This is a genomic window from Sphingobacterium tabacisoli, assembly GCF_017908035.1.
GTDB lineage: Bacteria > Bacteroidota > Bacteroidia > Sphingobacteriales > Sphingobacteriaceae > Sphingobacterium > Sphingobacterium tabacisoli.
The window spans coordinates 1,235,299-1,261,881 of record NZ_JAEQMU010000001.1 but is presented as its reverse complement, the minus strand read 5'-3'; the positions used below and the strand labels follow the sequence as shown (position 1 = coordinate 1,261,881).

General features: G+C 40.0%; 21 protein-coding genes and 1 tRNA gene. 10 read left to right on the top strand and 12 right to left on the bottom strand.

Annotation, left to right across the window (positions count from 1 at the left end; all coding sequences use genetic code 11):
* Positions 1-286 precede the first annotated feature (286 nt).
* Positions 287-1,018 (top strand): SIMPL domain-containing protein, encoded by a 732-nt coding sequence (locus JKG64_RS05235; protein WP_210353277.1) that lies wholly within the window; start codon positions 287-289, stop codon positions 1,016-1,018.
* Between the two features lie 70 nt (positions 1,019-1,088).
* On the opposite strand, the gene JKG64_RS05230 is transcribed toward JKG64_RS05235, so the two are convergent.
* The gene (locus JKG64_RS05230; RefSeq protein ID WP_021069785.1) at positions 1,089-1,949 is read right to left on the bottom strand and encodes a sigma-70 family RNA polymerase sigma factor; all 861 of its coding nucleotides are present in this window, start codon (positions 1,947-1,949) and stop codon (positions 1,089-1,091) included.
* A 252-nt stretch (positions 1,950-2,201) separates the two neighbouring features.
* On the opposite strand from JKG64_RS05230, the gene JKG64_RS05225 reads away from it, so the two are divergent.
* Positions 2,202-2,414 (top strand): helix-turn-helix domain-containing protein, encoded by a 213-nt coding sequence (locus JKG64_RS05225; protein WP_210353276.1) that lies wholly within the window; start codon positions 2,202-2,204, stop codon positions 2,412-2,414.
* Positions 2,415-2,420: 6 nt separating this feature from the next.
* Here the strand turns inward: JKG64_RS05225 and fmt are convergent, their stop codons facing one another.
* Positions 2,421-3,338, bottom strand: coding sequence for a methionyl-tRNA formyltransferase (gene fmt, locus JKG64_RS05220; protein WP_210353275.1), 918 nt, complete (start codon positions 3,336-3,338; stop codon positions 2,421-2,423).
* Positions 3,339-3,430: 92 nt separating this feature from the next.
* On the opposite strand from fmt, the gene JKG64_RS05215 reads away from it, so the two are divergent.
* The 4 genes from JKG64_RS05215 to JKG64_RS05200 all read left to right on the top strand — a co-directional run bounded on the left by JKG64_RS05215 (position 3,431) and on the right by JKG64_RS05200 (position 8,449).
* A complete protein-coding gene (locus JKG64_RS05215; protein WP_210353274.1) occupies positions 3,431-4,648 on the top strand; it encodes an ABC transporter permease in 1,218 nt (405 codons plus the stop codon).
* A 110-nt stretch (positions 4,649-4,758) separates the two neighbouring features.
* On the top strand, positions 4,759-6,894 hold the full coding sequence (locus tag JKG64_RS05210; RefSeq protein WP_210353273.1) for a cation:proton antiporter: 2,136 nt from the start codon (positions 4,759-4,761) through the stop codon (positions 6,892-6,894).
* 5 nt (positions 6,895-6,899) lie between these two features.
* On the top strand, positions 6,900-8,171 hold the full coding sequence (icd, locus tag JKG64_RS05205; RefSeq protein ID WP_210353272.1) for an NADP-dependent isocitrate dehydrogenase: 1,272 nt from the start codon (positions 6,900-6,902) through the stop codon (positions 8,169-8,171).
* 17 nt (positions 8,172-8,188) lie between these two features.
* Positions 8,189-8,449, top strand: a complete 261-nt coding sequence (locus JKG64_RS05200) for a hypothetical protein (RefSeq protein ID WP_210353271.1) — start codon at positions 8,189-8,191, stop codon at positions 8,447-8,449.
* A gap of 1 nt (position 8,450) precedes the next feature.
* Here the strand turns inward: JKG64_RS05200 and JKG64_RS05195 are convergent, their stop codons facing one another.
* From JKG64_RS05195 to JKG64_RS05180, 4 genes are read right to left on the bottom strand one after another with little or no spacing between them, the layout of a single operon-like run.
* A complete protein-coding gene (locus tag JKG64_RS05195; RefSeq protein ID WP_210353270.1) occupies positions 8,451-9,671 on the bottom strand; it encodes a chloride channel protein in 1,221 nt (406 codons plus the stop codon).
* A gap of 14 nt (positions 9,672-9,685) precedes the next feature.
* Positions 9,686-10,060: a DUF423 domain-containing protein gene (locus JKG64_RS05190; RefSeq protein ID WP_210353269.1), complete on the bottom strand. Its 375-nt coding sequence runs from the start codon at positions 10,058-10,060 to the stop codon at positions 9,686-9,688.
* 1 nt (position 10,061) lies between these two features.
* Positions 10,062-10,757 (bottom strand): thioredoxin domain-containing protein, encoded by a 696-nt coding sequence (locus JKG64_RS05185; RefSeq protein ID WP_210353268.1) that lies wholly within the window; start codon positions 10,755-10,757, stop codon positions 10,062-10,064.
* Positions 10,758-10,816: 59 nt separating this feature from the next.
* A complete protein-coding gene (locus JKG64_RS05180; RefSeq protein WP_210353267.1) occupies positions 10,817-12,982 on the bottom strand; it encodes a S46 family peptidase in 2,166 nt (721 codons plus the stop codon).
* 167 nt (positions 12,983-13,149) lie between these two features.
* Between JKG64_RS05180 and JKG64_RS05175 the strand changes: the two genes are divergently transcribed.
* Complete coding sequence (locus tag JKG64_RS05175; protein WP_210353266.1) at positions 13,150-14,091, top strand: hydrogen peroxide-inducible genes activator; 942 nt, start codon at positions 13,150-13,152, stop codon at positions 14,089-14,091.
* Between the two features lie 12 nt (positions 14,092-14,103).
* Entirely contained in the window at positions 14,104-15,894 is a 1,791-nt protein-coding gene (locus JKG64_RS05170) for a chloride channel protein (protein ID WP_210353265.1), read from the top strand.
* Between the two features lie 13 nt (positions 15,895-15,907).
* Here the strand turns inward: JKG64_RS05170 and JKG64_RS05165 are convergent, their stop codons facing one another.
* Positions 15,908-16,498, bottom strand: coding sequence for a riboflavin synthase (locus JKG64_RS05165; protein WP_210353264.1), 591 nt, complete (start codon positions 16,496-16,498; stop codon positions 15,908-15,910).
* Positions 16,499-17,178: 680 nt separating this feature from the next.
* Here JKG64_RS05165 and JKG64_RS05160 point away from each other — a divergent pair.
* Positions 17,179-17,250: transfer RNA gene (locus JKG64_RS05160), tRNA-Arg, on the top strand.
* A 54-nt stretch (positions 17,251-17,304) separates the two neighbouring features.
* Here the strand turns inward: JKG64_RS05160 and JKG64_RS05155 are convergent.
* The 3 genes from JKG64_RS05155 to xerD all read right to left on the bottom strand — a co-directional run bounded on the left by JKG64_RS05155 (position 17,305) and on the right by xerD (position 21,647).
* Positions 17,305-17,931 carry a hypothetical protein gene (locus JKG64_RS05155; protein ID WP_210353263.1) on the bottom strand — a complete coding sequence of 209 codons (627 nt, stop codon included), beginning with the start codon at positions 17,929-17,931 and terminating at the stop codon, positions 17,305-17,307.
* Positions 17,932-17,943: 12 nt separating this feature from the next.
* A complete protein-coding gene (locus tag JKG64_RS05150; RefSeq protein WP_210353262.1) occupies positions 17,944-20,256 on the bottom strand; it encodes a TonB-dependent receptor in 2,313 nt (770 codons plus the stop codon).
* A 497-nt stretch (positions 20,257-20,753) separates the two neighbouring features.
* A complete protein-coding gene (gene xerD / locus JKG64_RS05145; protein ID WP_210353261.1) occupies positions 20,754-21,647 on the bottom strand; it encodes a site-specific tyrosine recombinase XerD in 894 nt (297 codons plus the stop codon).
* A 92-nt stretch (positions 21,648-21,739) separates the two neighbouring features.
* Here xerD and JKG64_RS05140 point away from each other — a divergent pair, with 92 nt between their 5' ends.
* Entirely contained in the window at positions 21,740-24,607 is a 2,868-nt protein-coding gene (locus JKG64_RS05140) for a M16 family metallopeptidase (RefSeq protein WP_210353260.1), read from the top strand.
* A gap of 71 nt (positions 24,608-24,678) precedes the next feature.
* Here the strand turns inward: JKG64_RS05140 and JKG64_RS05135 are convergent, their stop codons facing one another.
* Positions 24,679-25,857: an oxygenase MpaB family protein gene (locus JKG64_RS05135; protein WP_210353259.1), complete on the bottom strand. Its 1,179-nt coding sequence runs from the start codon at positions 25,855-25,857 to the stop codon at positions 24,679-24,681.
* Between the two features lies 1 nt (position 25,858).
* A complete protein-coding gene (locus tag JKG64_RS05130; protein ID WP_210353258.1) occupies positions 25,859-26,515 on the bottom strand; it encodes a YgjP-like metallopeptidase domain-containing protein in 657 nt (218 codons plus the stop codon).
* Positions 26,516-26,583: the final 68 nt, after the last annotated feature.

Here is a 26,583-nt window from a genome sequence, read left to right as displayed (position 1 = left end):
CGAATAGCGAATAGAAAAATTACATACAAGGAGGGATATGTCATTTTTGGCACGTAAATTATTATATATAGGGGGTGAATAGAAGAGGATAAGGTGGATAATGAAAACAAACCGATCCGCTAGGTTGGCGGATCATAGAATAATTATATACATATGAAATATCCATGTAGCAACAACTGCACAAACACGAATGACCGCGAAGCAGCATGCACAGCAACAGTAATAAAATCGTGCATAATATAGTTTGGATATTCCATATGACAGATAAAAGACAAATTATATACATATGAAATCAACGGGAATTGTAATCAGTGTTGTAGCGGCTTTAGCTTTAGTCGTTTCTGCTTTTTTATTGGCTGGTGCTTATAAGTACAAGTTTAAAGTGAGCAATACGATAAATGTAACAGGAAATGCAAAGAAAGACTTTGAGTCTGATATTGTTAAATGGAGTGCGTCCTATAGCCGCAAATCTATGGATCTTAGTGAAGCTTCGGAGCAGTTGAAGCGAGACCGGGATATGGTCAAGAATTTTTTGGTTCAGCGAGGTATAAAGGAAAATGAAATTTTGTTTGAGGCGGTTAATATATCAAAGGATTTCTCTTACCATACCGACGAGCGTGGAAATAGTTATAATACTTTTTCTGGCTATAGTTTGACCCAGGTTCTGAGCGTAGAATCTAGAGATCTGGATAAGGTGGACAATGCATCACGGGAAATTTCAACGTTGATTTCTCAGGGGGTAGAGCTTAGTTCGAATTCTCCTAATTATTATTACTCTAAACTAGAAGACTTAAAACTTTCGTTGATTGCTGAAGCTTCGCAGAATGCAAAGGCTCGTGCGGAAAATATAGCGAAAGAATCTGGTTCGAGATTAGGTACTTTGCTACGCGCTGATCTTGGGATATTTCAGATTACCGGGCAAAATGATAATGAAGACTTTTCTTACGGTGGCGTGTTTAATACAAGCTCTAGGTTGAAGACGGCTAATATTACGGTAAAGACCAGTTATGGTCAATAAGCTATAAAATATATCAAAAAAATAAAGCGCAAGATATTCTCTTGCGCTTTTCCTTTATTGGTTGTTTGTGTTAACCTAAATAAGATTTTAAAATTTTGCTACGGGAGGTGTGGCGTAAGCGTTGTAATGCCTTGTCTTTTATCTGACGTACACGCTCTCTCGTTAAGCTGAATTTTTCACCGATTTCTTCAAGTGAAAGTGGGTGATTGGATCCTAGACCGAAGAACAACACAATAATTTCGCGTTCGCGTTCTGTCAAAGTCGATAAAGATCTTTTGATCTCTTCGGATAATGACTCATCTATTAATGAACTATCTGTATCTGGGTCTGAGTTCTCTAATACATCGAGTAGGGTGTTTTCTTCTCCTTGTACAAAAGGAGCGTCCATGGACACGTGTCTACCTGAGTTACTTAATGTATCGGATACCTTGTCTACAGTTGTTTCTAAGATGTCTGCTAATTCTTCTGGAGAAGGCTCTCTTTCGTATTCTTGTTCTAGTTTTGAGAAAGCTTTGCTGATCTTGCTTAATGATCCCACTTGGTTAAGGGGAAGGCGTACGATACGTGATTGTTCAGCGATAGCTTGCAAAATAGATTGACGAATCCACCACACAGCATAAGAAATGAATTTAAAACCTTTTGTTTCGTCAAATCGTTTAGCAGCTTTTATAAGTCCTAGATTTCCTTCGTTGATCAAGTCTCCTAAAGTAAGACCTTGATTTTGATACTGTTTAGCTACGGATACGACGAATCGTAAGTTGGTTTTTGTTAATTTTTCTAATGCCACCTGATCTCCCTCGCGAATCCGTTGTGCTAAGATTACTTCTTCTTCAGCAGTAATCAAGTCAACTTTACCAATTTCATGTAAATACTTGTCAAGAGATTGAGATTCACGATTCGTGATCGATTGTGTAATTTTGAGCTGTCTCATTAAAATTTATACCTTTCTTCTGGAATGTTGCAAAAATACAAAAAAATACGATTACTGAGTGTAACAAAATTGTAATTTATTTACTCATTTTGAGGTAGTTATGCAAGATAGTAAAACAGATAATTAACATCAAAAATCGTTCCAAATTTGTATCCTGTTACATATTGTCATGTTTAAAATAATATTCTATGTTTAAAACCTTTTTTTTGGAAAAATGTTTTATAAGAAAGAAAATTAAAACAACATAGGGTTATGGGTATAGTAATACGTTTGGATGAAGTTATGGCAAAGAGAAAGGTTTCTTTAAATGAACTCAGTGAGCGCGTTGGTATAACGCTTTCTAATCTTTCCATATTAAAAAATCAAAAAGCTAAGGCGATTCGTTTAAGCACGTTGGCAGCCATTTGTCGAGCGCTTGACTGCCAACCTGGGGATATTATAGTTTATCAAGAAGACACTAAGTAGGGACTCCTAGTCAAAACGATAACCTCTTAAGAATTCTTCAACGGACATCCGCTTTTTACCTTCAATCTGTAAGGAGATTAAGTTGATGCAGCCGTCTGTTGTGTTGAATTTTAGGAAACTTTTACCATCGGTATCAAAAGTTCCTGCTGTGTTTTTTGAAGAATTTTGCTCTTTATTGGCCTCGTAAATTTTTAAAACTTTACCATCCAATAAGGTATATGCTGCCGGATAAGGGCTCAAGCCTCTAATTTTATTGTAAATCTGCTCCGTAGAGTTGTTCCAATCGATAACACAATCTTCTTTAAAAATCTTTGGGGCATGTTTGAGGGATTTACTATCCGTCTCGTCTTGCGGAATAGCTGTGATACTGCCGTTTTCTAATCCTTGTATTGTTTTTATTAATGTTCTTGCTCCTGCATGCATTAATTTGTCATGCAATATTCCTGCAGTATCATTGTCTTCTATTGATACTTTTTCATTCAGCAATATGTTGCCTGTGTCTATTTCTTGTTGCAGTAGGAATGTGGTTACACCACTTTCTTTTTCACCATTGATAATGGCATGGTTGATAGGAGCAGCGCCCCGGTACTGCGGTAGTAGAGAAGCGTGGACGTTTATAGTGCCCAGGGGAGGCATATTCCAAACAACTTCAGGAAGCATGCGAAAAGCAACTACAACCTGTAGATCGGCTTGATAGGATTCGAGTGCCGCTAAGAAATCGGGAGCCCGGAGTTTTTCGGGTTGCAATACGGGGAGGTTGTTCTCCAAGGCAAATAGTTTCACGGCTGATTGATGTAGCTTTTGTCCACGCCCTGCTGGTTTGTCCGGGCTAGTGACTACCGCTACCACGTTTTGTCCAGCATCGAGTAGCGCTTTTAGAGAAGCTACAGCAAAGTCGGGCGTGCCCATAAAGATTATACGCATATATAGTTTTTTATTTTAGAAACGCCGAAACGTCTCGTTTGTCAAGTTGCAAAAATTGTTAACTTTGCGAAGTTACAAAATTATATTTCAGCTTGAATTTTCCATTATTTATTGCGAGGCGAATCATATTTAAGGGACAACGTACCTTTTCTAAGCTCATTGTGCGTGTCACTATTGGTGCTTTAGCCTTGGCAATTATTGCAATATTACTCTCTGTAGCGATTTTAAGAGGGTTTAAGGATGAGATAACGGCAAAGCAGCGTGGTTTTTTTAGCGATATAATTATTACCAAACAGGATTTGAGCCAGGCGGAGAATGCGCCAATCTCTCTTTCTACTGCAAAGCTGGACGAAATTCGAAATCTCCCCAATGTTGTTTCTATCTCGCCTTTTGCTACGAAGGTTGGAATCATGAATGTCAATGGAGAGGTCGAAGGGGTGTTATTGAAAGGAGTAGAGTCTACTTATGATCAATCATTTCTAGCAAAGACATTGGTAAAAGGAGATACCTTAAATCTTCAGGCTGAAGATGGAGATAGCCAATTGTTAATATCAGCCTATTTGGCCGAACGACTGAAGATACAGTTGAATGATGGGTTTGTTATGTCTTTTGTGCAGGACAATAGAACCCGCAAACGTAAATTTGTCGTCCGTGGCATATTTCGTACTAATTCAGAGGAATTGGATAAAAATTATGTCATTGGTTCGTTGGATTTGATTCGACGTCTTAACAATTTAGGAGATCGCGATGCCGGGGCTTATGAAATTCGGATTAAAGATTTTGAGCAGTTGGAAGCAACTACCAAAGAGGTAGATGATGTCCTGCCTTTAGAAATGAAATCCATGAATATTGTGGAGCATTTGGCCGATATCTTCAACTGGTTGAAGATGCTGGATATGAACGATGACATTATTTTTGTGCTTATGGTAATTGTTGCCGTAATCAATATGATATCATCACTGCTGATTACCATCTTGGAGCGAACCTTTTTAATCGGGATGTTGAAGGCTTTGGGGATGATTAATAGAGAGATACGGAAGATATTTCTGCTGAATTCATTGTATTTGATCGGATATGGATTATTGATTGGAAATAGCGTTGCTTTATTTATTTACCTGCTCCAAAATGAAACAAGATTCTTTAAGTTGGACCCAATGATTTATTATATTGAATACGTACCGATGTCGATAGACTTTGTAACAGTCGTTATTCTTAATCTGAGTATTGTTTTTATTGCCTTATTGACGCTTTTTATTCCCTCTATGTTGATCTCGCGCATTTCTCCTATTAAAACAATACAATTCAAGTAATCCTTAAAAGACCCTGATTTTTCCAAAAATCTACTTTTTTTCGTACTTTACCTACGATTTGCAATGTAAGAGTTGCAGTGTGTTGTAATTAAACGAACTATAGTCGATTTATGAGTAGTAAGATTTTTGAACATTTAGCTGACGCATTTGAAGCCCCTCTCACTAACCCCGTACTTGTCTTTTCTTTAGTACTTTTTATAATACTCTTGTCGCCCATATTATTGCGGCCGATACGTGTACCTGGTATTATAGGTTTGATTCTTTCTGGGGTCATTATTGGACCTCATGGGCTTAACTGGCTGGAGAAGAGCTCAGCGGTAAATCTTTTTTCGACGATTGGTCTTTTATATATCATGTTTATTGCGGGACTTGAGTTGGATATGAATGAGTTTAAGAAAACCAAGCACAAGAGCGTGATGTTTGGTTTTTTTACTTTTGCGATTCCAATAGCTATAGGTTTTCCTGTTTGTCATTACCTATTGGGATATGACGTGTTGCCCAGCATATTGATTGCGAGTATGTTTGCTACCCACACATTGGTTTCTTATCCTATTGTTAATAGATATGGTATTTCAAAACATGAAGCTGTCGCCATTACCATAGGAGGCACGATATTGACAGATACGGCAGTTTTGATTATTCTAGCTGTTATCACGGGCGCTTCCCAAGGAAATATAAATCAAGAGTTCTGGGTTACTTTAGGCGTTTCATTTGCCATCTTCCTTTTCATTATGTTCGGTATCATTCCTAAAATCGCGAAGTGGTTTTTCGAAAGAATCGAATCGGAAAAAACAGGGCATTATATTTTTGTGCTTACTGTAGTATTCTTTGCAGCTTTCTTGGCGGAGATGGCCGGGTTGGAGCCTATCATAGGAGCCTTTGTTGCTGGACTAGCATTAAATAAGTTAATTCCACACTCTTCGGCACTTATGAACCGTATAGAGTTTATTGGTAATGCTATTTTTATTCCTTTCTTTTTGATTTCTGTGGGGATGATTGTAGACGTGAGTGTATTGACAAAGGGACCGATGGCACTTATTGTGGCAGGTACATTGACCGTTGTCGCTATATCTGGTAAATATTTGGCCGCCACAGTTACCCAGTTGATTTTTAAATATTCGAAGAATCAAAGAAACCTAATCTTTGGATTGAGCAATGCCCATGCCGCCGCAACTCTCGCCGTCATCATGGTGGGGTACAGTAATAATATTATTGATGAAAATGTGTTGAATGGTACCATTCTACTTATTCTGGTAACCTGTATCGTAGCGACCATGGTCACAGAGAGTGCATCTAAGAAAGTCGTCATGGAGGGACATCAGGATGATGCACATGTGGAGCATGTAGAAGAGGGGGAAGAGCAAATAATGATTCCCATCGCCAATCTTAGCACCATGGAACCTATTTTGGATTTTGCGACTTTAATCAAATCCAAGAAGTCTCATTACCCATTAAGTATTTTGAGCGTCGTCCCTGACAACGAACGGGCCGAACGTAATTTGATAGAAGCCCGGAGGAACCTTGATAGTATGGCCAAGTATGCTTCAGGCTCGGAGACAGAGGTTGAACTGGTGACTACTATTGACTATAATATTGCCGCTGGCATCTCTAGAATGTCGAGACACGTTTTTGCTGACTGTATCATTATGGGCTGGCCTAGTGCTGTTTCATTTGTAGAGAAGATTGTGGGTGAAAAGACGGAGAGTATTCTAAATACAACAGACACTACTTTATTTATGTGTAGGCTTGAGAAGCCATTGATTTCACATAAGTCCATTACCGTATTTGTACCTCCTTTGGCAGAGTCTGAATTTGGATTTACTTATTGGATGGAAAAGATATTGAAGCTAGCGCAAGAATTATCCCTTCCAGTGAACTTTATTTGTAATTCGAGGACAGTAGGGGCGACAGAAGAAGTTCAAAAACTTCTTAAATCCAGTGTACCTCTGCATTTTTCAAATTATGAAGATTGGGACAATATCTACGGCTTGGCGACATTTAGTAATGTCGACTCTTTACTTGTTTTTGTGTCTTCTCGAAATGGAGAAGTCTCTTACCGCGATTCTTTGGATGGTTTGGCGCGAAGAGTGGGACGCTACTATAAAAACCAGAACTTAATCTTGTTATTCCCTAGTCGTCAGGCTGACTCTCATATAGATGAATATGAACACATTCAGACAGCACCTATTTTCAGAAAGATAAGCCGTGAGATTGGTAATATGTTTAATAAAGAAAAACAAAACTGATAGCTATGAGTGGAAAAATAACTGTGGATTCGAAAGGTAAACTGCAGGTGCCCGATGCACCTATCATTCCTTTTATTATTGGAGATGGAATTGGTCCTGATATTTGGAAAGCCTCAGTCCGTGTATTCGACGAAGCGGTCAAAGCTTGTTATAACGGTAAGCGGAGTATTGTATGGAGAGAGGTATTGGCAGGAGAGAAGGCATTTGAGCTGACAGGAAGCTGGTTGCCAGAAGAAACTTTAGCTACTTTTAAGACGTATCTGGTTGGGATAAAAGGGCCACTAACGACACCTATTGGTGGTGGTATCCGTTCATTGAATGTAGCCTTACGGAAGGAGTTGGATCTGTATGTGTGCTTACGCCCTACAGTATGGTACGAAGGAGTACCTTCACCAGTGAAACACCCTGAATACGTTGACATGGTCGTCTTTCGGGAGAATACCGAAGATATATATGCCGGGATTGAATTCGCGGCTGGTAGTGATGAGGCCCATCGGCTACAAGGTTTTTTATCTGACGAATTGGGCGTAGCATATGACTTTTCTGATACGACAGGGGTCGGAATAAAACTAGTCTCTGAAGAAGGTTCTAAAAGATTGGTCCGCGCCGCAATCGAATATGCCATGTCACACAACCTACCATCGGTAGCGTTGGTGCACAAAGGTAATATCATGAAATATACCGAAGGCGCATTTAAGCAATGGGGATTTGAGGTGGCTGAAAACGAGTTTGCTGCCCATACCTATACTTGGGGGCAGTGGGAGCGTACAAAAGCCGAAAAGGGACAGGATGCCGCCAATGAGGAACAAAAGGAGGCGCAACACGCAGGCAAGATTATTATCAAAGACATTATAGCTGATAATTTCTTACAACAGATATTGCTCGCACCACGGGATTTCTCTGTTGTAGCGACTTTGAACCTTAATGGAGATTATATTTCTGATGCCCTGGCTGCTATGGTTGGTGGGATCGGTATTGCTCCCGGAGCGAATATCAATTATAAGACCGGGTATGCTATTTTTGAAGCTACACATGGTACAGCTCCCAGATTTGCCAATACAGATACCATGAATCCTTCATCCGTTATTTTGAGCGGTGTTATGATGTTGGAGTATATGGGCTGGAATGAGGCTGCTGATGCTATTAAAAATGCTTTGGGTGAAACCATAAAGGAAAAAAAGGTCACCGTAGATTTTTTCAATCTGATGGAGAGAGCTACCTTGTTGAAGACTAGTGAATTTGCGGACGAAATCATCAAAAAACTTAGTGTCGATTAGGTAACTGAAAATAGAGTATGATGAGCGTTAGTAAATTACCTCCCTTTGTACGGGATTCGGTTGTCCTTACGACCCTAGATAAAGAGAAGCTAGCTCGTATGGAGAGTTTGCCTTCGGAAGACGAGGTCGATGCTATTCGGCGTCTTCCAGAGATATTAGAATTGACCAATGCATTTATTGGAGACGAGAGTTCTAGGGATACCCATTTACAGTTGAAAGCAAAAGAATATCTTGATAGTGACGATGTGGTGATGGCGTGGAAAGTGTTGCTCCTGTAGGTTAGCCCCGTTTGATCATTTTCCTGTTTTTTTGACTGCTGTATATTCCCTTCTGTCCCGAGACGAATGCTGCTATAAGCGTTGATAGCAAGGCAAAAGGTAAAATATAGATTCCAAACAGCTCTGCAGCCATAATTGCACAGGCAAAGGGAGTTTTAGTGCTGCCAGAAAAGACAGAAACAAAGCCAAGCCCCGTAATCACCAACAGGGGGAGAGGGATATATATCGAAAGGAAGCTAGCAAACGTTGCTCCGATAAAGAACAAGGGAGTTACTTCTCCTCCTTTGAATCCGACACTCAGTGTCAGGCAGGTGAGCACGATCTTAGCTAAGAAATCTATACCCGATTGAGGCTGTTCGAATGACTCTAAAATGGTCGGTATACCGAGTCCAATATATTTGGTATTGCCTATATAAGCAATAATAGCGAGTATGACCAAAGACCCTATCACCACACGCCAGTACGGATTATCTATTCTCTTGAATAGATGGCTCAGCATATCTCCTGTATAGGTGAAAAGACGCGCTACTACACCAGCGAGTATAGCAAAGAGTATGACCCAATGAATATCCTGGATTTGGAACAGTTGGAAGTCTAAAAAAGGGTAGTGGGTGTGCGGTGCCTGAAGCAACAGGCAGACACCGTGTGACAGGTAAGCGGTTAGAAGTGCAGGTATTATCGCCTTGTAGCGTAATTTGCCCAAACGAAATAGCTCGATCGAAAAGACCACACCAGCGAGCGGAGTGCCAAAGAGAGAAGCAAACCCTGCAGCGATTCCGCATATCAGCGTTATCCTCGTTTGGGTTTTGTTCAGCCCCATTTTCTTTGCGATAAAATCGGCATAAGTCCCGCCATATTGGACAGCGGTTCCCTCACGGCCTGCAGATCCACCGAAGAGGTGCGTCAATAGGGTAGCTACAATAACCAAAGGAGCCATTAATAGAGGAATATTTCCTTTAGGATTATAATACTCTTCAAACAGGAGGTTATTACCCTTACTTGCCGCTCCGCCATAACGTTGGTATAAAAACACAATCAATAGGCCAGCTACTGGTAGCCCAAGTAGCAAAAACTGTTGTTGTTCACGTAGGTCTCCAACATAGTTTAATGCATTTAAAAACACCACAGAAGTAATGCCCGTAAAAACGGCAATACTAATGCCTATTTTTAGCCAGCTATACCAAGGAAGACCGATCAGTGAAGCGAATTTGCTATTGCGCACGTGTACTTATCGTGTTATAGAAATGAAACCAATAAAGAGGCCCATCCGATAATCATTAACAACCCACCTAAAGGAGTGATGGGGCCCAGGAAACGAAGGTTGGCTTTCCAATATTCTGAAAACGACAGCAAATAAATGCTGAATGAAAATAAGATAGTGCCAATTGCAATTCCATATACTGCCAAACGCTGACTGTACAACGTAAAATCACAGCTAAACCCAATGAGTAATAATGTCAGGGCACTATACATCTGATAACGGACACCTACTTCAAAGGAAGTTAATTTATCTGCACTGATTATTTTCTTGAAGGCATGGGCACCAAATGCACCAAGCATGATGGCCAAAATTCCAAAACCGGCTCCAAGAACAAGAGTTACTGTCTGCATATTAATTAAGTTGTTTTTCTATGGTCTTTAAATCTGCGAATCCAGTATGTTTCCAGATCCTCTTTCCTCCTTTATACAAGTACAGTACAGGGATACTCGTTATGCCCAGTTGCTTGGTCAAGGTGTTATTTTCGTCAACATCGATTTTTAAAACCTTTACCTTGCCTTTGTGTTTTTCAGCGACTTGTTTTATAAATGGCTCCATCTCTTTGCAGGGACCGCACCAGCTCGCATGAAAATCGACGAGTACCATCTGATCGTCTTTTGTGAGTGCTTTAAATTGTTTTAATGTAAGTCCTTTAGGTGTCTGCGAGAGGCTTTTTTCTAAAGGAAGGTTTGCAGCTTCCCACTTCAGGATGCCACCTTCAATTTCATAGACCGTAAATCCCCGCTCGACTAAATTTTTGGCAGCCTGCGCACTACGGCCTCCTGATAGACAATACACATATACCGGAGATTTCTTGTTGAATTTGGACAGCAGACCTTCTTCAAACTCTGTTTTTTGATTCCAGTCTAGATTTACGGAATTAGCGATATGCTTATCTGTATACTCCTTTTGTGTGCGTACATCCAGCAATTGTACTTTTTTATTCTTTTCAAATATTTTAGCGGCTTCCGATGCTGTTATTTTGGTTTGCCCAAACGCTGTACCAGCGGATATTATCAGCAAGAGGAGCGAGCTCAGTAGTCTTATCATTTTTATTTTTTTAGATGAATAATGGGGAACCTATTTTAACAAGTTCCCCATTATGCTAATTAAATTCCCATTTCTTTTAGTATAAACTGGGCATTGTCTATTTTGTCAGCCACCCAAAGCACATAACGGATGTCTACACCTATCGATCTGCTGTAGCTTTCATTCCAGGCAAAGTCATTGATTGTAGCGTCATAAGAGCGGTCAAAGTTGACCCCAATCAATTCGCCATAAGCATTCATGATAGGGGAACCTGAGTTTCCTCCCGTAGTGTCCATATTATATAGAATATTGACCGGGACATCATTTAAATCCCCTTTACTATAAGCGCCAAAATTTTTGCTTAACCAGGCTTGCTTAATAGCTTCAGGATATTGGAATTCCGTATCGCCAGAATTGCCTTTTTCGATTAATCCTTTCACCGTGGTGAATGGCTTCATATACGTTGCATCTGCTGGGCTATAGCCTTTTATATTTCCATAAGTCAACCGTAAAGTAGAGTTCGCATCCGGAATAAAGTTTTTAGACTGATATAGCTCTTTGACAGCGACATAATCGCCCATTAACCTATTCAATACTCCTTCACGACGCTTTTGCTCCTGGCGGAATGGCTCTATTTCCTTTTCAACCTTTTGCTGGAAGGCGAGCAGTTCATCGTTGTAGGCCGTGAGGCTACCTACACTTTTAAGAACATCATTGTATAAAAGTGCTTTGTCATTCACTTTCGATTGAGCGATAGCTTCTTGTATATATTTTGTAGCGCTATCTTCATTTCCGAAGTTTTTGTTTACCACAGTTTGCACCTGATTTTTACCTTTAAAAAGATAGGCTTGAGCAAATAGGTGTCCCGCTATGCGTTCGTCCGCTTGTTTATTGTAGCTTTCGTATATGCCGTCCAGCTGCTGCTTAAAACGTGCTATGTTCTGATCAAAAAACTGTTGTTTACTTGATGTACCTCCCTGTTTGTCGAGGATACTTTTGAATTCATTGACCAAAGACGCAATTTGGAGCGAGCGGATACCCGTATACAGGTTATTGAACCATAGCTCTCTTTCTGCATCACTGAATACCAGCTTGTAATGTTGGTCGATGTCAGCCATCAGCGTTGCATATTTCTTACTTAACTCCGGTTTAGAGGCGATAAATTGACCTAGTGCCAGATCTTCTTGTTGTTTACTTTGAATAAGGTCGATATTGCGCAAGCCTTTTAATTTTCCTCTGTAGTTTTTCATTACATTGGCATTGCGTTTTATTCTTGTTGCTAGAGCTAGTTCGGTAGCTTTATCATTTTTTCCGGCTAGTAGCATTTGTTGATTCTGGTAATCATACAGCTCTGACGTATAGGGTAGTAAAAACTGCTGCTGATATGCGATATACTGTGCAGGACGATGTCTGAATGTTCTTCCTGGATATCCCAATATGAATACAAAATCATTTTCTTCAACTCCTTTTGGATTCACTTTCAAGTGTTTTTTTGGTTTGTAAGGAACGTTCTTTTTGGAATATTTAGCCGCACTTCCATCTGGAGCAACGTACGCCCTTAAGAAAGAGAAATCCCCAGTGTGTCTAGGCCATACCCAGTTATCTGTCTCTCCTCCAAATTCTCCGATATCCTGACGGGGAATATAAACCAACCTTACATCTTCTATCGTACGGTAGCGGAAAAGTACATAGCTTTTCCCTATAAACATTTCCGAAACTTCCGCTTTGATTGACGGATCTTCTTTTTCTGCCTGACGCGCTATCTCTTCCCGTTTTCTGTTTATTATATTAATGCGTTCGATAGGATCATTGACTTGCGCTACAGCATTCAATATTTGTGCAGAGACATCATCATAAGATTCGGTAATACGGATCGTAAGTCCCCGGGCTTCTATTTCCTGCTCTTGCGAATTCGCAACAAAACCATTTTCCAAATAGTTGTGTAGTGGTGTTGAAGCTAATTGAACTGCACTGAATGCACAGTGGTGATTTGTGATAATCAGCCCGTTGGGCGATATGAAAGAACCTGAGCAACCAGATACCTGAACTAAAGCATCCACCAGTCCTACTTGCCCCGGGTTGTAAATATCTTTTTCACTGATTTTTAATCCTGCTTTTTTTAGTCCAGCTCTGTTTAACTCACTCAAGGGGAACATTCCTTCGTCTGGTATAGACGCCGAAAAATTGAATGCCCCTAGTCCCAATAGGGCCGCTAATAAAATAGAGGGCTTAAAATTGTACTTCATATTAATCACTTTTTGATAGTATTGTATTCTCTCTTATATAAAAAGCCTCGGCGATAGACGGTTGTGTCTATTGTTTTACGAATTCACTTTAGTGCTTTTTCCAAAAGTACTAAATTCCTCACTTTATATACCTCATTTCTTATCTTTGTATAGTTAAAACTTATAAGATGACCCTAGTTCAATTGGAATACGTTATTGCGGTAGACACCTATCGGAGTTTCGTAGCCGCAGCCGAAAAGTGTTTTGTTACTCAACCTACGTTGAGTATGCAGATTCAGAAGTTGGAGGAGTCGTTGGGGGTCAAAATTTTTGACCGCAGTCGGCAGCCTGTAATCCCTACAGAGGTAGGCAAGCGGATTATTAAGCAGGCCCGTGCCGTTCTTACGGAAAGCAAGAAGATTACAGAGATTCTACAGGAGGCTAAGGGTGAGTTAGAAGGCGAGTTCAGAATAGGAGTGATACCCACGGTGGCTCCTTACCTTTTGCCTGGGGTAATTACCTCATTTTTGAAAAAATACCCGAAAGTCCAGTTGCAGGTCTGGGAATACACCACAGAGCGGATTATACAGGAGCTCAAAGCTGGAACGCTCGATTGCGGTATATTATCAACCCCCTTGCTGGATAATACCATTTTGGAAACGCCTTTGTTTTATGAAACATTTGTAGCCTATGTATCCGAAAAGAGCACGCTTTTTGATAAGAAGATGCTAGGCTATGATGATTTGTCTCAAGAGAAACTATGGTTGCTTAATGAAGGGCATTGTATGCGGGGGCAGGTGCTCAATATTTGTAACTATAAGCATAATCAAGGAGCGAACGGTACGTTCGAGTATAATACCGGTAGCGTGGAGACACTGAAGCGGATGGTCGAGATTAATGATGGATTGACGATTTTGCCCGAATTGAGTATCTTAGGGTATAATGAAGACCAATTGGGGCATGTACGCTATTTTAAAGCTCCGGAGCCTGTACGCGAAATTAGTATAGTCACTACACATAACTATGTAAAGAAAATGGCTGTAAAGGTATTGAAGGATGAAATTTTAACAGTAGTACCCGAACGGTTTAAATCAAATAAAAAGAAAGATATTATCGGTTTTAATATCTAAACAAAAAATCATATGAGGAGTAGATTTCTGAAGAGATTGGATCGGATTAATAAGTGGCGGATGGAAAGACTTTCGAACCGAAACTTTTTAGTAATACTTGCTTTTTTGGTTGGACTGATTGGTGGATTGGCGGCTGCGCTACTTAAAGGACTGACACATTTTATTGCGTCTGCCTTGCAGGATGATGTCGAGTGGCATATCAAGTATTCCGTTTATCTTATTTTTCCCCTGATAGGTATATTGTTAAGCGTACTATATGTACGCAAGTTTTTGAAAGGCAAGACATTTGAACATGGGATCACACCTATTATCTATTCCATCTCCAGGCGGTCCAGTCGGATAGAGGTGCACAATGTCTACTCACAGATCGTGACGAGTGCGATTACAGTGGGTTTTGGAGGTTCCTGTGGATTGGAGGCGCCGATTGCATATAGCGGCTCGGCGATCGGGTCCAATATCGGTCGTTTCTTTGGGTTAAGTTATAGAGAGGTGACCATGTTATTGGCCTGCGGGGCTGCCGCTGGTATATCGGGGGCTTTTAATAGTCCCATAGCTGGAATGATTTTCGCCATTGAAATATTGCTTCCAGAATTTTCCATTCCTGCCTTTATTCCCTTATTGATTTCGTCAGCTCTGGCTGCGGTTGTATCCAGGCTTTTGTACAGCGAACCTCTTTTCCATACTGCGCTCACCGATTGGGAAGTAGGAGCATTGTTCTTTTATTTTCTTTTGGCCATTTTGATAGGACTGTTTACGGTTTATTTTTCGAAGCTCAGCCAACAGGTGAAAAGTTGGTTTTCAAAGATCCAGAACCCTTACAATAAAGTTTGGAGTAGTGGTCTAGCATTAGGGTTGCTGATTTTGGTTTTCCCTGCGCTATATGGAGAAGGTTATCTCACGATACAGCAGATTTTAGATGGGCAGTTTGATTCCATTGTTAAGAACAGTTTGTTCTCCGATTTCAGGGGGATTGGTTGGATAGTGGTATGTTATACGGTACTGACCTTGTTTGCAAAATCCCTAGCGTCTCTATTTACTATCAGTGGAGGCGGTAATGGAGGTGTTTTTGGTCCCAGTTTGGTGATGGGAGGACTTTTAGGCTTTGCCTTTGCTTATGGTGTTAATTTGACTGGTGTCATCGAGCTGAATGTACCGAATTTTGTAATGGCAGGTATGGCCGGAGCATTAAGTGGCATTATGCACGCCCCATTGACCGGGATATTTCTGATTGCCGAGATTACGGGGGGCTATGCACTGATGGTTCCCTTGATGATTGTCGCCTCCATCTCTTATCTGATAAATAGAGCGGTGATGAAACACTCCATCTATACTAAAGTCCTTGCCGAATCGGGCGATTTGATTTCCTATGAAGACAAGGACAGGACGGTGTTAAGCATGATGAAGCTACGTTATGTGATAGAGCAAAATTTCGTCTTGTTAAAACCTAACGAAACCCCACTTGATAGAAAAGGCGATATTATCCATTCGAAGCGAAATATTTTCCCCATAGTTGATGATGAGCGGAAGCTTTTAGGGATAATATACAGCGAACGGCTGTTTTCTATTTTATTAGGCGAGGAAGAAGGGGCTGAACGTACGTTCGCGTCGTTGGCTCAAAAACCAGTTGATATTATCAAAGAAAATGAGGATATGGAACGCGTAATGCAAAAAATGAATAAAGATGATGTCTGGATACTGCCTGTCGTGGATAGTCAGGATAGATATCTTGGATTCATTTCAAAAGCAGCGGTATTCAATAAGTATAGAGCGCTTCTGATGAGGCAGGGGACATACCTCGAATAATAAATAATGGCTCTTAGTTTCTAAGAGCCATTATTTTTGAGATATACTTTCCTACGATGTCAAACTCGAGGTTGACTACAGTACCCACCTCCACATGTTTTAAGTTTGTGTTTTCTATCGTATAAGGAATAATCGCTACAGAAAAACGGTCTTGCAGGGAGTTTACCACAGTTAGGCTGATGCCGTTTACCGCTATTGAACCCTTTTCGACCGTGATATTACTAAGAGATGGATCGTACTGAAATGTAAATAACCAGCTGCCATCGTGATTCTCTTTCGATATACATACCGCTGTCTGGTCTACGTGTCCCTGTACGATATGGCCATCAAACCTTCCGTTTGCCTGTGTACAGCGTTCAATATTGATTAGCTGTCCCTCCTCAAGAGTATTTAAACTCGTTTTTTGTAACGTTTCGTCAATAGCAGTAACTTTATGGATGTCTCCTTCTATACCTACCACAGTAAGACATACGCCATTGTGAGATACACTCTGGTCGATTTTCAATTGAGAAGATAAGTCCGAGTTAATATAAATATGAAGATTTGTTTGTTCCCGTTCGATTTTCGTGACGGTCCCTAATGTTTCGATAATACCAGTGAACATAAGTGCTAAAAAGATGTTTACGCAAAATTAGACAAATGAATACGTATAAGCAACTCTTTTGGTCAAGGGATTGTTAGTTGTTCAGTCTGTTAAAAAATAAGATAAAAAGCAATTTATTTTTATTTGTGTAAATAATACACTAACTTTAACTAATTCCTATAACGGAGTGGTGCGATGGGGTATATAGTCCTCGCCTCTTTTTCTTATTAGTAAATTATTTCCCTGAATATCAGTGTTTTAGCTCGTTATGTGTTTTTTTGATCCAAAAATGTTTGGATTGAATGGAAAATATATGTTACCTTCGCTTAGGTTTAGGTTGATTGCCTCGTCTAGAGGTCAAATTTTAAAGCCTGAGAAATCGCCTGATTCTCTCAGGCTTTTTCTTTTCTCAGCCTCTTTAAAGAAACCTTTTAAATTGAGTTCCCTTTGATTTTTCTGAAAGTGTATGTGTTATTGATTCGATTCTATATTCCAAGGGATCAATGAGCTCTCTTGATAATGCAGAGTGTCGGTTTATGTCTGTTAGTGATCAGAATGAATCATGAAAGTTTCATTAGCAAGAATAAGTGTTTTGATAAATGCAAAGTAAAATATTGTTTGTTAAGCTATTATAAAGTCTTTTCAGAATGATTGGCAAAAAAAGTTTTAGTTTCACATAAAAGTTATATTTTTGCGGAACGGTCTCCGTAGTTTAATGGATAGAATTTCAGATTCCGGTTCTGAAGATGTGGGTTCGACTCCCGCCGGGGACACAAAAAAAAGAGCATTTGATATTATCAAATGCTCTTTTTTTGTAGAATTGCTAATTAGTGACCGTGCCCGTCTTCCGTAAAGTGAAGATCGAATTTAAGATCTAGATCATTTGCTCCAGTGAAAGAAGTGAAGTTTGTATTATTCCAATCTTTCTTCGGATCGATCGTTTCTTTAACTTTGGGATTTAGGTGGCGCATGATATAGCGGGTTGTAAACGTTGAAGACGCTTTCAATACTGTTATATAACCTTGTACACCTACTTTGACCTTAGTTCCATCATTTTTCTTGTCACTGTATGTCACAAAGGCATGGTTCTCTGGTATATTTAAGATAAAGGCAAAGTGATGGTCATCTTTTTCTACAAAAGACTGTTGGGTTTCGCGTCCAGCAAAGTCTTTGATCGTGACATTGAAACGGTATGATTTTCCCACTTCCAAATGAGTGTGAGCTCCTGCTGGTGGCAACATCTGGCTACCTGTAAAATCTATTTTCTCGACTTCAGGGTTTTCTATCTCAGCGTAGTGGTAGTGGTCACCATGTGCTTCAGCTGCGACCTCTGTAAAAGTGATCGATGCCGAACCTACTTCTTCTTGATCTGTTTCTGGTGTAGGTTCATCTTTTTTACAAGCAGTAGTAAGGGCGAAAATAGAAATGAATAGTATAGTTATGTATTTTTTCATCAGAATAAATTGTTAAAATGTAAAATTGACTTTAAGAGACACATTGCGTCCTAACGCATGTGCGTAGTATCTAAACCGATCCATATAGTCTTTGTAAGCCTCGTTAAAGACATTGTCGACGGCAAGTTGGAGTTCTGCTGTTCGTTGGGATTTGAGTTTAATAGAAGAAGCCAGTACTGCGTCAAAGAGATGATATGCTGCAGGTGGTGGAGCAAAGTCCGAATTCGGCTCATACCGTGTTTGCTTAGCTTGAAAATGATGCTTGATCTTGATATAGCTTAGTACCTGGTTGGGGGCAAAGCGATAGGAGAGATGCTGCTGCAGTTTCCAGGCTGGTATATTAGGAAGGAACTCATCTTTCGTGACGTTCTTGGCTTTGACAATAGATATGTTTAGTCCGTATTGCCAGTTTTGGTTGATGTCGGCTAGGGTCGATAAGTCCGCACCATAGAAGAATGCTCGATCCTGCTGGTATTGAAAGAGCGGAAATGTACCACGGATAGTTTGGCGTGTAGAATCTGGGACAGGTTGGCTATAGATATAATTTTCTATCACCTGCGCAAACAGGTCTACGTTTGCCCGGATGATACCCTTGTCCATCGAAAGGGAATTTATCCATTTCAAACCTCTTTCACTCTTCAGATTCTTATTCCCAACTTCATAGGTGCCCGTACCATGATGTATTCCATCGCTGTAGAGTTCATTGGCAGAAGGTGCACGCCACGCTAAGCCTAGATTACTTTTCCAGGTAAATATAGCGTTGACACGTTGACTGATTCCAGCTACCCCTGAAATGTTGTGAAAATGCTTTCTATCCGTCATAAGGTATTGCGGAATCAATCCATCCTCGGTTATCTTCGAATAATCGTATTGATAACCGGCTGCATCGAAGAACTTGTAGTCGTAGCGTATTCCCGTTTCTACCAAATAGCTCTTGAATGGTACCTTGATGCTGGCGAATGCGCCGAGTCCATGATTCTCGAAATTCGGAATGATAGGAGTTGAGCCTGTTCCGGGTACATTGTTATTGGTCTGCAGACTTCCCGAAATGCCAGCCATAAAATATGGACGGTTATATACCAATTCCAATTGTTGTGTATTTAGAAGTATATCAGCCATAGGGACATTATTTTCAGCAACACGACGCAGGTCAAACTCTTTTCTATGATTACGTTGTATACTGTATTGCGCTTCGAGCTGACTGCTATCGTCAATCTGGTATAGGTATTCGAGCTTAGCCAGTTGATGGGTTACGCGCTGTTTTGGAGAACCGATTTTATAGGAAAAACCGTATTCTTCAAATGGTTTCCCGTGTTCTATTCTTGCCAATATGTCCTCTTTCGAACCGATATGGGCACCTTGGAATACACCTAAAGTATTCCCAAAATGACTTAGGTACATCCTGAACGTGTTTTTACCCGTTACATAGGATGCGAAAAAATTACCATGAAGCTCCTCATTACCGGTGTTCCCGAGGTAATAGTCCGCTGATTTCAGATTACCTTGTTTAGCCGTCGTTATTCCTGTTCGGTAGGAGAACTGTCCTATCGTTCCCTCCAGTTTATTGTTGAGAAGTAGTCCTCGTCCATTGCTATTGAATAGGATTGCGTGGCTACTTTTGGCTTTTCGATCTGTAGCGATAGCAGAAGGGCCTATTTTGATAATTCCTCCCAGTGCATCAGGTCCAAATCGGACCGCGTCCGAACTTTTTATTACCGTAATCTCTTCTGCTGAAAAAGGATCTACTTCTGGAGCATGGTCTGTTCCCCATTGCTGGCTTTCATGTCTTACCCCGTGGTTTATGAGCAATAGCCTATTGCCATATAATCCATTTATAACAGGTTTTCCATTATTAGCTCCGGTTTTTAGAGTATTGATCCCTGCGATCTCACTGAGGACACCCGCTAGATTTTTACCCTGACTCTCCTGTCTTTGTTCTTTATGGAGTGTAACCGAGGTTTTGGGAGCATTGACTTGTGCATTGGCTGTGACGGTAACTGCATCCAGTTGTTGCATTTCTTTTAGCAACACAATTGTTAATGCCGTGTCCTGGTTGATTTTGATATGGACTTCTTTTTTTTCGTAGCCATTACGGTTTATATAGAGTGAAGATGTCCCTTTGCATATATGCCTAAATAGATAATCCCCTTGGCTGAGTTCATTTGGACGTATATTATTGTTCAAATACAGATGTGCATTGCCAATTGACTGATGGTTTTCAGCATCAATCAGTCGTACTTTTAGTGTTAAATTACACTGTTGGCCGTAGGCAAATATAGATGTATATAATGCCCACTGAGCGATTAAAACGATAATCGTCTTCATGAATAGCGTCGTTAGTAAATCTTAATTAAGTGTATACCTTATCCGTGGAAAACAAAATTGCGTTGTCCAGTGATAGGGGAACTCTACAACATAGTAGTAGCTGTATTGATTTAACTATACATCGGAGGACCTCTGTTGGTGTATAGACGAGGCTTAAGTGTTACTATAGTGATATCGAGTGATACGTCGTACGTTGAATAAAAAAAAGAGGGTATGTATGCTAATTGTAAGGCGTCTGTTGGAGCCAATGAATTTGGCAGATAGATGTAATAACAGATAGCACAGTCATCATGTACCGTCGATTCATCCGTATGTTGGCATGAGTTGTTCTCGTGCTGATGGCAATCGTCATGTTTGTGTAGCAGTAAGCTTCCTGAAACCCATAGATGGATTATAGCGAATAGGAGAGCAACTGTTTTAATGAAGATATGCATTGCATGCAAAGATATCTTTATTGCATCAATGTTGCAAATTTAAATACACTTTGTTGCGTTAGTCTATGACCTCGGGTGAAACTGCGTAATTACCGACTGGAGGTATTCTTTGTCTATATGGGTGTAAATCTCTGTTGTCGTGATGCTTTCATGACCAAGCATGTCCTGTATAGCTCGTAGGTCGGCTCCTCCTTCCACAAGGTGGGAGGCGAAGCTGTGTCGGAAAGTATGTGGACTGATTTGTTTATTCAACCCAATTTTAGTAGCGAGTTCTTTGATTATTATAAAAATCATTACTCTCGAGAGCGCGGCGCCACGACGATTGAGAAATACAAAATCCTCATGGCCTAGTTTTATTTTCTGTTGGTTGCGTACTTCCTGCAGGTAGATCTTTAGGTACTTAATGGCTTGGCTACCGATGGGCACTAAACGTTCTTTACTGCCTTTCCCTTCAATTTTAATGAAATCAATATCGAGGAAAAGGTTGGATATCTTTAAGTTGATAAGCTCAGAAACCCGGAGCCCACAACCGTATAAGACTTCTAATATTGCTTTGTTTCGGGCTCCCTCAGGGCTGGATAGATCTATGGCGTTGATTAAGGCATCTATTTCCTCAATATGTAAGACATCTGGTATTTTTCGTTCCAGGCGTGGTGTTTCTATAAGCTCAATTGGATTGGGATCTAGCTCGTGTTCTAACTGTAAGTAATTAAAGTATGCTTTCAGGCCAGAGATTAATCTAGCTTGGGTAAAAGTTGAAATGGAAAAAGTGCTCATCCATACGAGGAAATCCTGTATATGACGTGGAGACAGATCCTTAATTTCTAGATTCAGATCCTCACAGTATATTTTGAGTTTTTGTACGTCATTAAGATAGGCAGAAATTGAATTTTGAGAAAGATTCCGCTCAAATTCCAAGTATCTTTTAAAATCCTTAGATGTAGTATTCCAGTCCATATACAAAATTAAATATTGTAATTTTATTATTGCTTAATATGTTTAGTAATTTTTTAATGGTATTTTGCCAAAAAATTAAACATGCTAAATTAATGAGATTTTTAAAACCTTTAGCAGTAGCATTTTTATTACCTGCTACTTTCGCATCTGTTGATGCGTCCCCAGTATACGCTTCGACGTTAGCGCATGAGGCAAAAACGATTTTAGCACAAGATACTTTAAAATGGCAAGATAAATTGCCTTTTGATAATAATGTGACTGTAGGTCAACTGAAAAATGGATTTAAGTATTATATCCTCAAGAATGCGGAACCAGAAAAGCGGGTTACCATGTATCTTGGTGTCAAAGTGGGATCTATTCTAGAAACAGAGGAAGAACGTGGTTTAGCTCACTTTTTAGAGCACATGAACTTTAACGGGTTGAAGCACTTTCCAAAAAATGACCTTGTTAATTATTTACAGAAAGCAGGTGTACGTTTTGGATCTGATTTAAATGCGTATACAAGTTTTGAAGAAACAGTTTATCAACTACCTATTCCTTCCGATGATCCAGAATTATTGAAGAACGGTTTGCAGGTGATGCGCGACTGGGCACAAGATGCTTTATTGACTACGGAAGAAATAAACAAGGAGCGTGGTATCATTATGGAGGAGATGCGTGGGGGTAGAGGTGCTTCACAACGTATGCAGGATCAGTTTTTGCCTGTATTGTTGAATGGATCTCTGTATTCTCAACGTCTGCCTATCGGTACGGAAAATGTCGTCATGAATTTCGATCCAAAGTTGATCCGCGATTTTCATGCAAGATGGTATAGGCCAGATCTACAATCGATTATTATTGTAGGGGATATCGACACTAAGGCGATGGAGCAAGAGGTAATCCGACTTTTTTCGGATATGAAAACACCTAAGAACCCAGTCAAACGTACGGAGCATTCAGTACCATTGTTAAACAAGAACCAGTTTTTAATTGTTACTGACCCGGAGATGCCTTCTACCGTAGGACAGATTATCATTAAGCATCCGGAGGAGAAAGTTAGTACAGTAGGTGATTATAGAACTTCTTTGATGAAGAGTCTATTTAATAACATGATTGGCTCTCGTCTTAGAGAAATCAGTCAACAGCCTAATCCGCCATTCCTACAAGCAGGTATAAGTATTAGTTCGCTATTCGGAGGACTAGACAATCTATCGATATCTTTTGCTGCTAAGCCAGGAATGTTTGAAGAAGGCTTAAAGGCAACTATGCGGGAGCTTGATCGTTTCCAGAAGTTTGGCTTTACTGAATCTGAGTTTCAACGGACGATGACAGCATTCGTAAAGAGCAACGAGACATCCTATAAAGAACGTGATAAGAAGAAGTCAGATTCCTATGTAGGTGCATATTTACAGCATTTCCTTAATGATGAACCGGCATTGAGCAATGAAGATCGTTATCAGATCACGAAGCAATTGTTGCCGACTTTGACTTTAAAAGAAGTTGAAGCTATCGGAAGACGTTTTTACGTGGATAATAATAGGGATATCGTTATCATGGGGCCTGAGAAAGATAAAGCTAACCTTCCTCAAGAATCACAGATTAACGCTTGGTTGAACGAAGTGGATCAAGAACAGTTAACCGCTTATGAAGATAAAGTCTCCGAATTGCCACTTTTGGCGAAACAGCCTTTGAAAGGAAGTATTAAGTCAACAAAAGATATCGCCGCAATCCAAACCAAGGAGCTTATCCTTAGTAATGGGGTGAAGGTATTGTTGAAGCCTACTACTTTTAAAAATGATCAGATTTTGATCTCTGCATTTAGTCCAGGAGGTACCTCTTTATACAGTGATGCAGAATATCTTACAGCTTCAAATGCTGCTGCATTTGTTAATGGCTCTGGGGTAGGACAGTTGAACTCTATAGAATTGAGAAAATATCTGACAGGAAAGAATGCTAATATTTCTCCTTATCTATCTGAGCGCTCTGAGGGATTTTCAGGATCTTCGGACAAAGAGGGGTTAAAGACTGCTTTCGAGATGATTTATGGCTATTTTACAGCACCGAGATTGGATGATGATATTTTCCAAAGCGGAATAGCCCGTACGTTATCATCAATGGAAAACAGAGAAGATGATCCTGGTTTTGTATTTTCTGACGTTAAAACCAAAACATTGTACAAAGATAACGTACGTAGAACCATTCCTACGGCGGATCAAATTAAAGGAATAAATCAAAAGCGTGCTCTAGAGATCTTTAAAGAACGTTTTGCTGATGCTTCTGATTTTACCTTTACCATAGTTGGATCTTTTACCGAGGAAGAGATTAAGCCTTATCTGGAAAACTATCTTGCGGCATTACCAAATCTTGGACGGAAAGAGCAGGCTAAGGATTTAGGTATCGTCGAGCCAGCCAAGGGGGTAGAGAAGATTGTATACAAAGGAAAAGAAGCTAAGGCTCAAGTTCAGATGTCCTATTATGGAGACTACGATTATTCAGAGAAAGAAAACTTAAACCTTGACGCATTAGAGGGAGTATTATCCATTAGACTATTAGAGCGGTTACGCGAGGAGGAAAGTGGTGTCTATGGTACAGGTGCAAGTGCATCATCGAGCAAATACCCAAAAGGTCGTTACAGCTTTAATATCGGGTTTGGCACTGGAGTAGACAAATATGAGTCATTAATTAATTCAGCTGTTGACGAAGTGAATAAGGTAAAAGCCAATGGACCAAGTCAAATCGATTTAGATAAGTTTGTTATCGAGCAGAAACGTCAGTTAGAACTGCAATTGAGAGAGAATGGGTTCTGGATGGGACAGATTTCAGGTGCTTACCAGCTCAATGAGGATCCTACTTACGTACTTCGTTACCTAGATGAGTTAAATAAGGTATCTATTCGATCTGTAAAGGAGGTTGCGAATAAATACTTAAAATCTGATCGTCTTTTCAAGTTTATTTTGTTGCCTGAAGCGCAATCTAAATAAGAATCAATTTCATAAAGTAGAGAGGTGCAAATACATGATTTGCACCTCTTTTTTTTCTTAAAGTATATGTACTATTGATTATATTTTTGGTAGATCTGACGGACGTGTTCCTGTTCATTTCCCCCATCTACTATTGCTTTTTGCCTGTTCGATCCGTTTCCTATTTTCATTTCTAGCTTTTTGGTCCGCCATATATTAATGATGCCAAACCGACCAATTGTCGTTGAGGGTAATCCTAACAGATGGCAAGAGTATTCTCCTAAAAGATAATGGTTATAGAACAAATGTATTTCACGCATCATCTTTCGCATGAGCGGATTTGTTGGGTATTGCGCCATCACAGGCTCCTCCTTGAGCGCAGAAGCCAGTAATTGGGTATCTGCATCTCCCTCTCGTTGGGTCATGGTCCAATAGTATAGTGATTCGATAGCCTCATTCTCATTGTTCGGCAATAATTCTAAGGGGATCCCCAGTAAATATCCAATATATTTCCAAAAATGGAAGACTCCTTCTTTTTCTTCGGAAGAGACCTGTATTCCCATGCGCTGGAGTCCCACCATAAATACTAAAGAGAAGCCTAAATTTGTCGCTAACATATCCCAACTATTGATCGGTATTCCCCATTTTTCTGCATCCCAATCCGACTTGTCGAGGATATGTACACGTGAATAGGCATGTATCATACGCGTGAGGAATATTTGTTTAAGCCCCTCGCTTCCTTTCTCTAAGCCATTTTCTTTCGTGATCTGTACCCAAAACTCTACCGTGTCCACCAAGCGCTTTACCGCCCCCTTTTTTAGTGCTCCTGTGTATATTAAAGGCTTATTGATTGCAGCGGATTCATAACCACCCATAAGACAGTAATCACGTAAGACGATGAGTGAGGTCAACCCTGGTCTTCGGCAAAGCTCGCTTCCTTTTTGTAGTTTATTCTTATCTAGCCAATCTGGATTTAAATCGATATCCTTGAAAAAGTCATTCCATACTGTCGATTCGTCTGGAGGTAAAGGCTGATTGTCCATATAGTTAAACAGGGATTTGTTTGCGGCCACAATACCTATTCTATCATATAGCTCGTGTATGATTTGATCAGCTCTATTATCCCATTGATAAAGCAAGGGAATAAATTGTTTAGCGTTGTCGATATCAGGTGTAAACCCCAACTTATTCAATAGCTCTTTACCTACCCCTTCTGTCCAATAATAGGCAAATGACGATGTATTGAGCTTAAAGCGATAGGGAATGTCCATCTTATCTATTTACTTGTGGTGTTAGTTCATAAAGGAATACCTTTTGGTGGTGTTTCCAGTCTTTTATATGTTGATCAGCCAGTTGCTCTCGTATTGAATCGTCCATTTGTAGGTAATCAAAAACAGCAACGGCACATAGGTAGGCCAGATACTCTCTTGACTTATGAATAAGATTTTTATCAAAGGTCAAACGACTACTGTTACTACAAACAGTATGGAAATTTGTTTTTAATTTACGGATATATATACTATCGATTAATATCCCTAGTTTTTCTTCCCAAAAACCTATTCGTTGTTTTAGTTCTTGTATTAAGACCTGTTCGAGGAGATTGTTTAGTCTAGCTTTACTTTTAGGATTGAGATTTGTATATAGGGATTTTCCAGCGATATATGGATTTAGTAATTCTTTTTGGATGACGACGGTAAACGTGCTGTCGAAGAGGGCTATAGTCGTACTTGTTTCCAATTTGACAGGCCGATCTGACTGTGCCAATTTTTTGAACGGAGTGCTTTTAAGGTAAGTAATCAATTCTCCCTCTGACAGCTGCGCGGGGACAGCAAGCTGAATGATGCCATCTTTTTGCCCCATAATGGTGACACCTTTTTCAGTGTCTCGTATACTGATGTCGTAGGTTTGACCTTCAATTTCTATATACATATATAAAATAGTTACCTAATAATCTACCGATGATTTATTATGTTTGCATAGATATAAACCCGTCACGG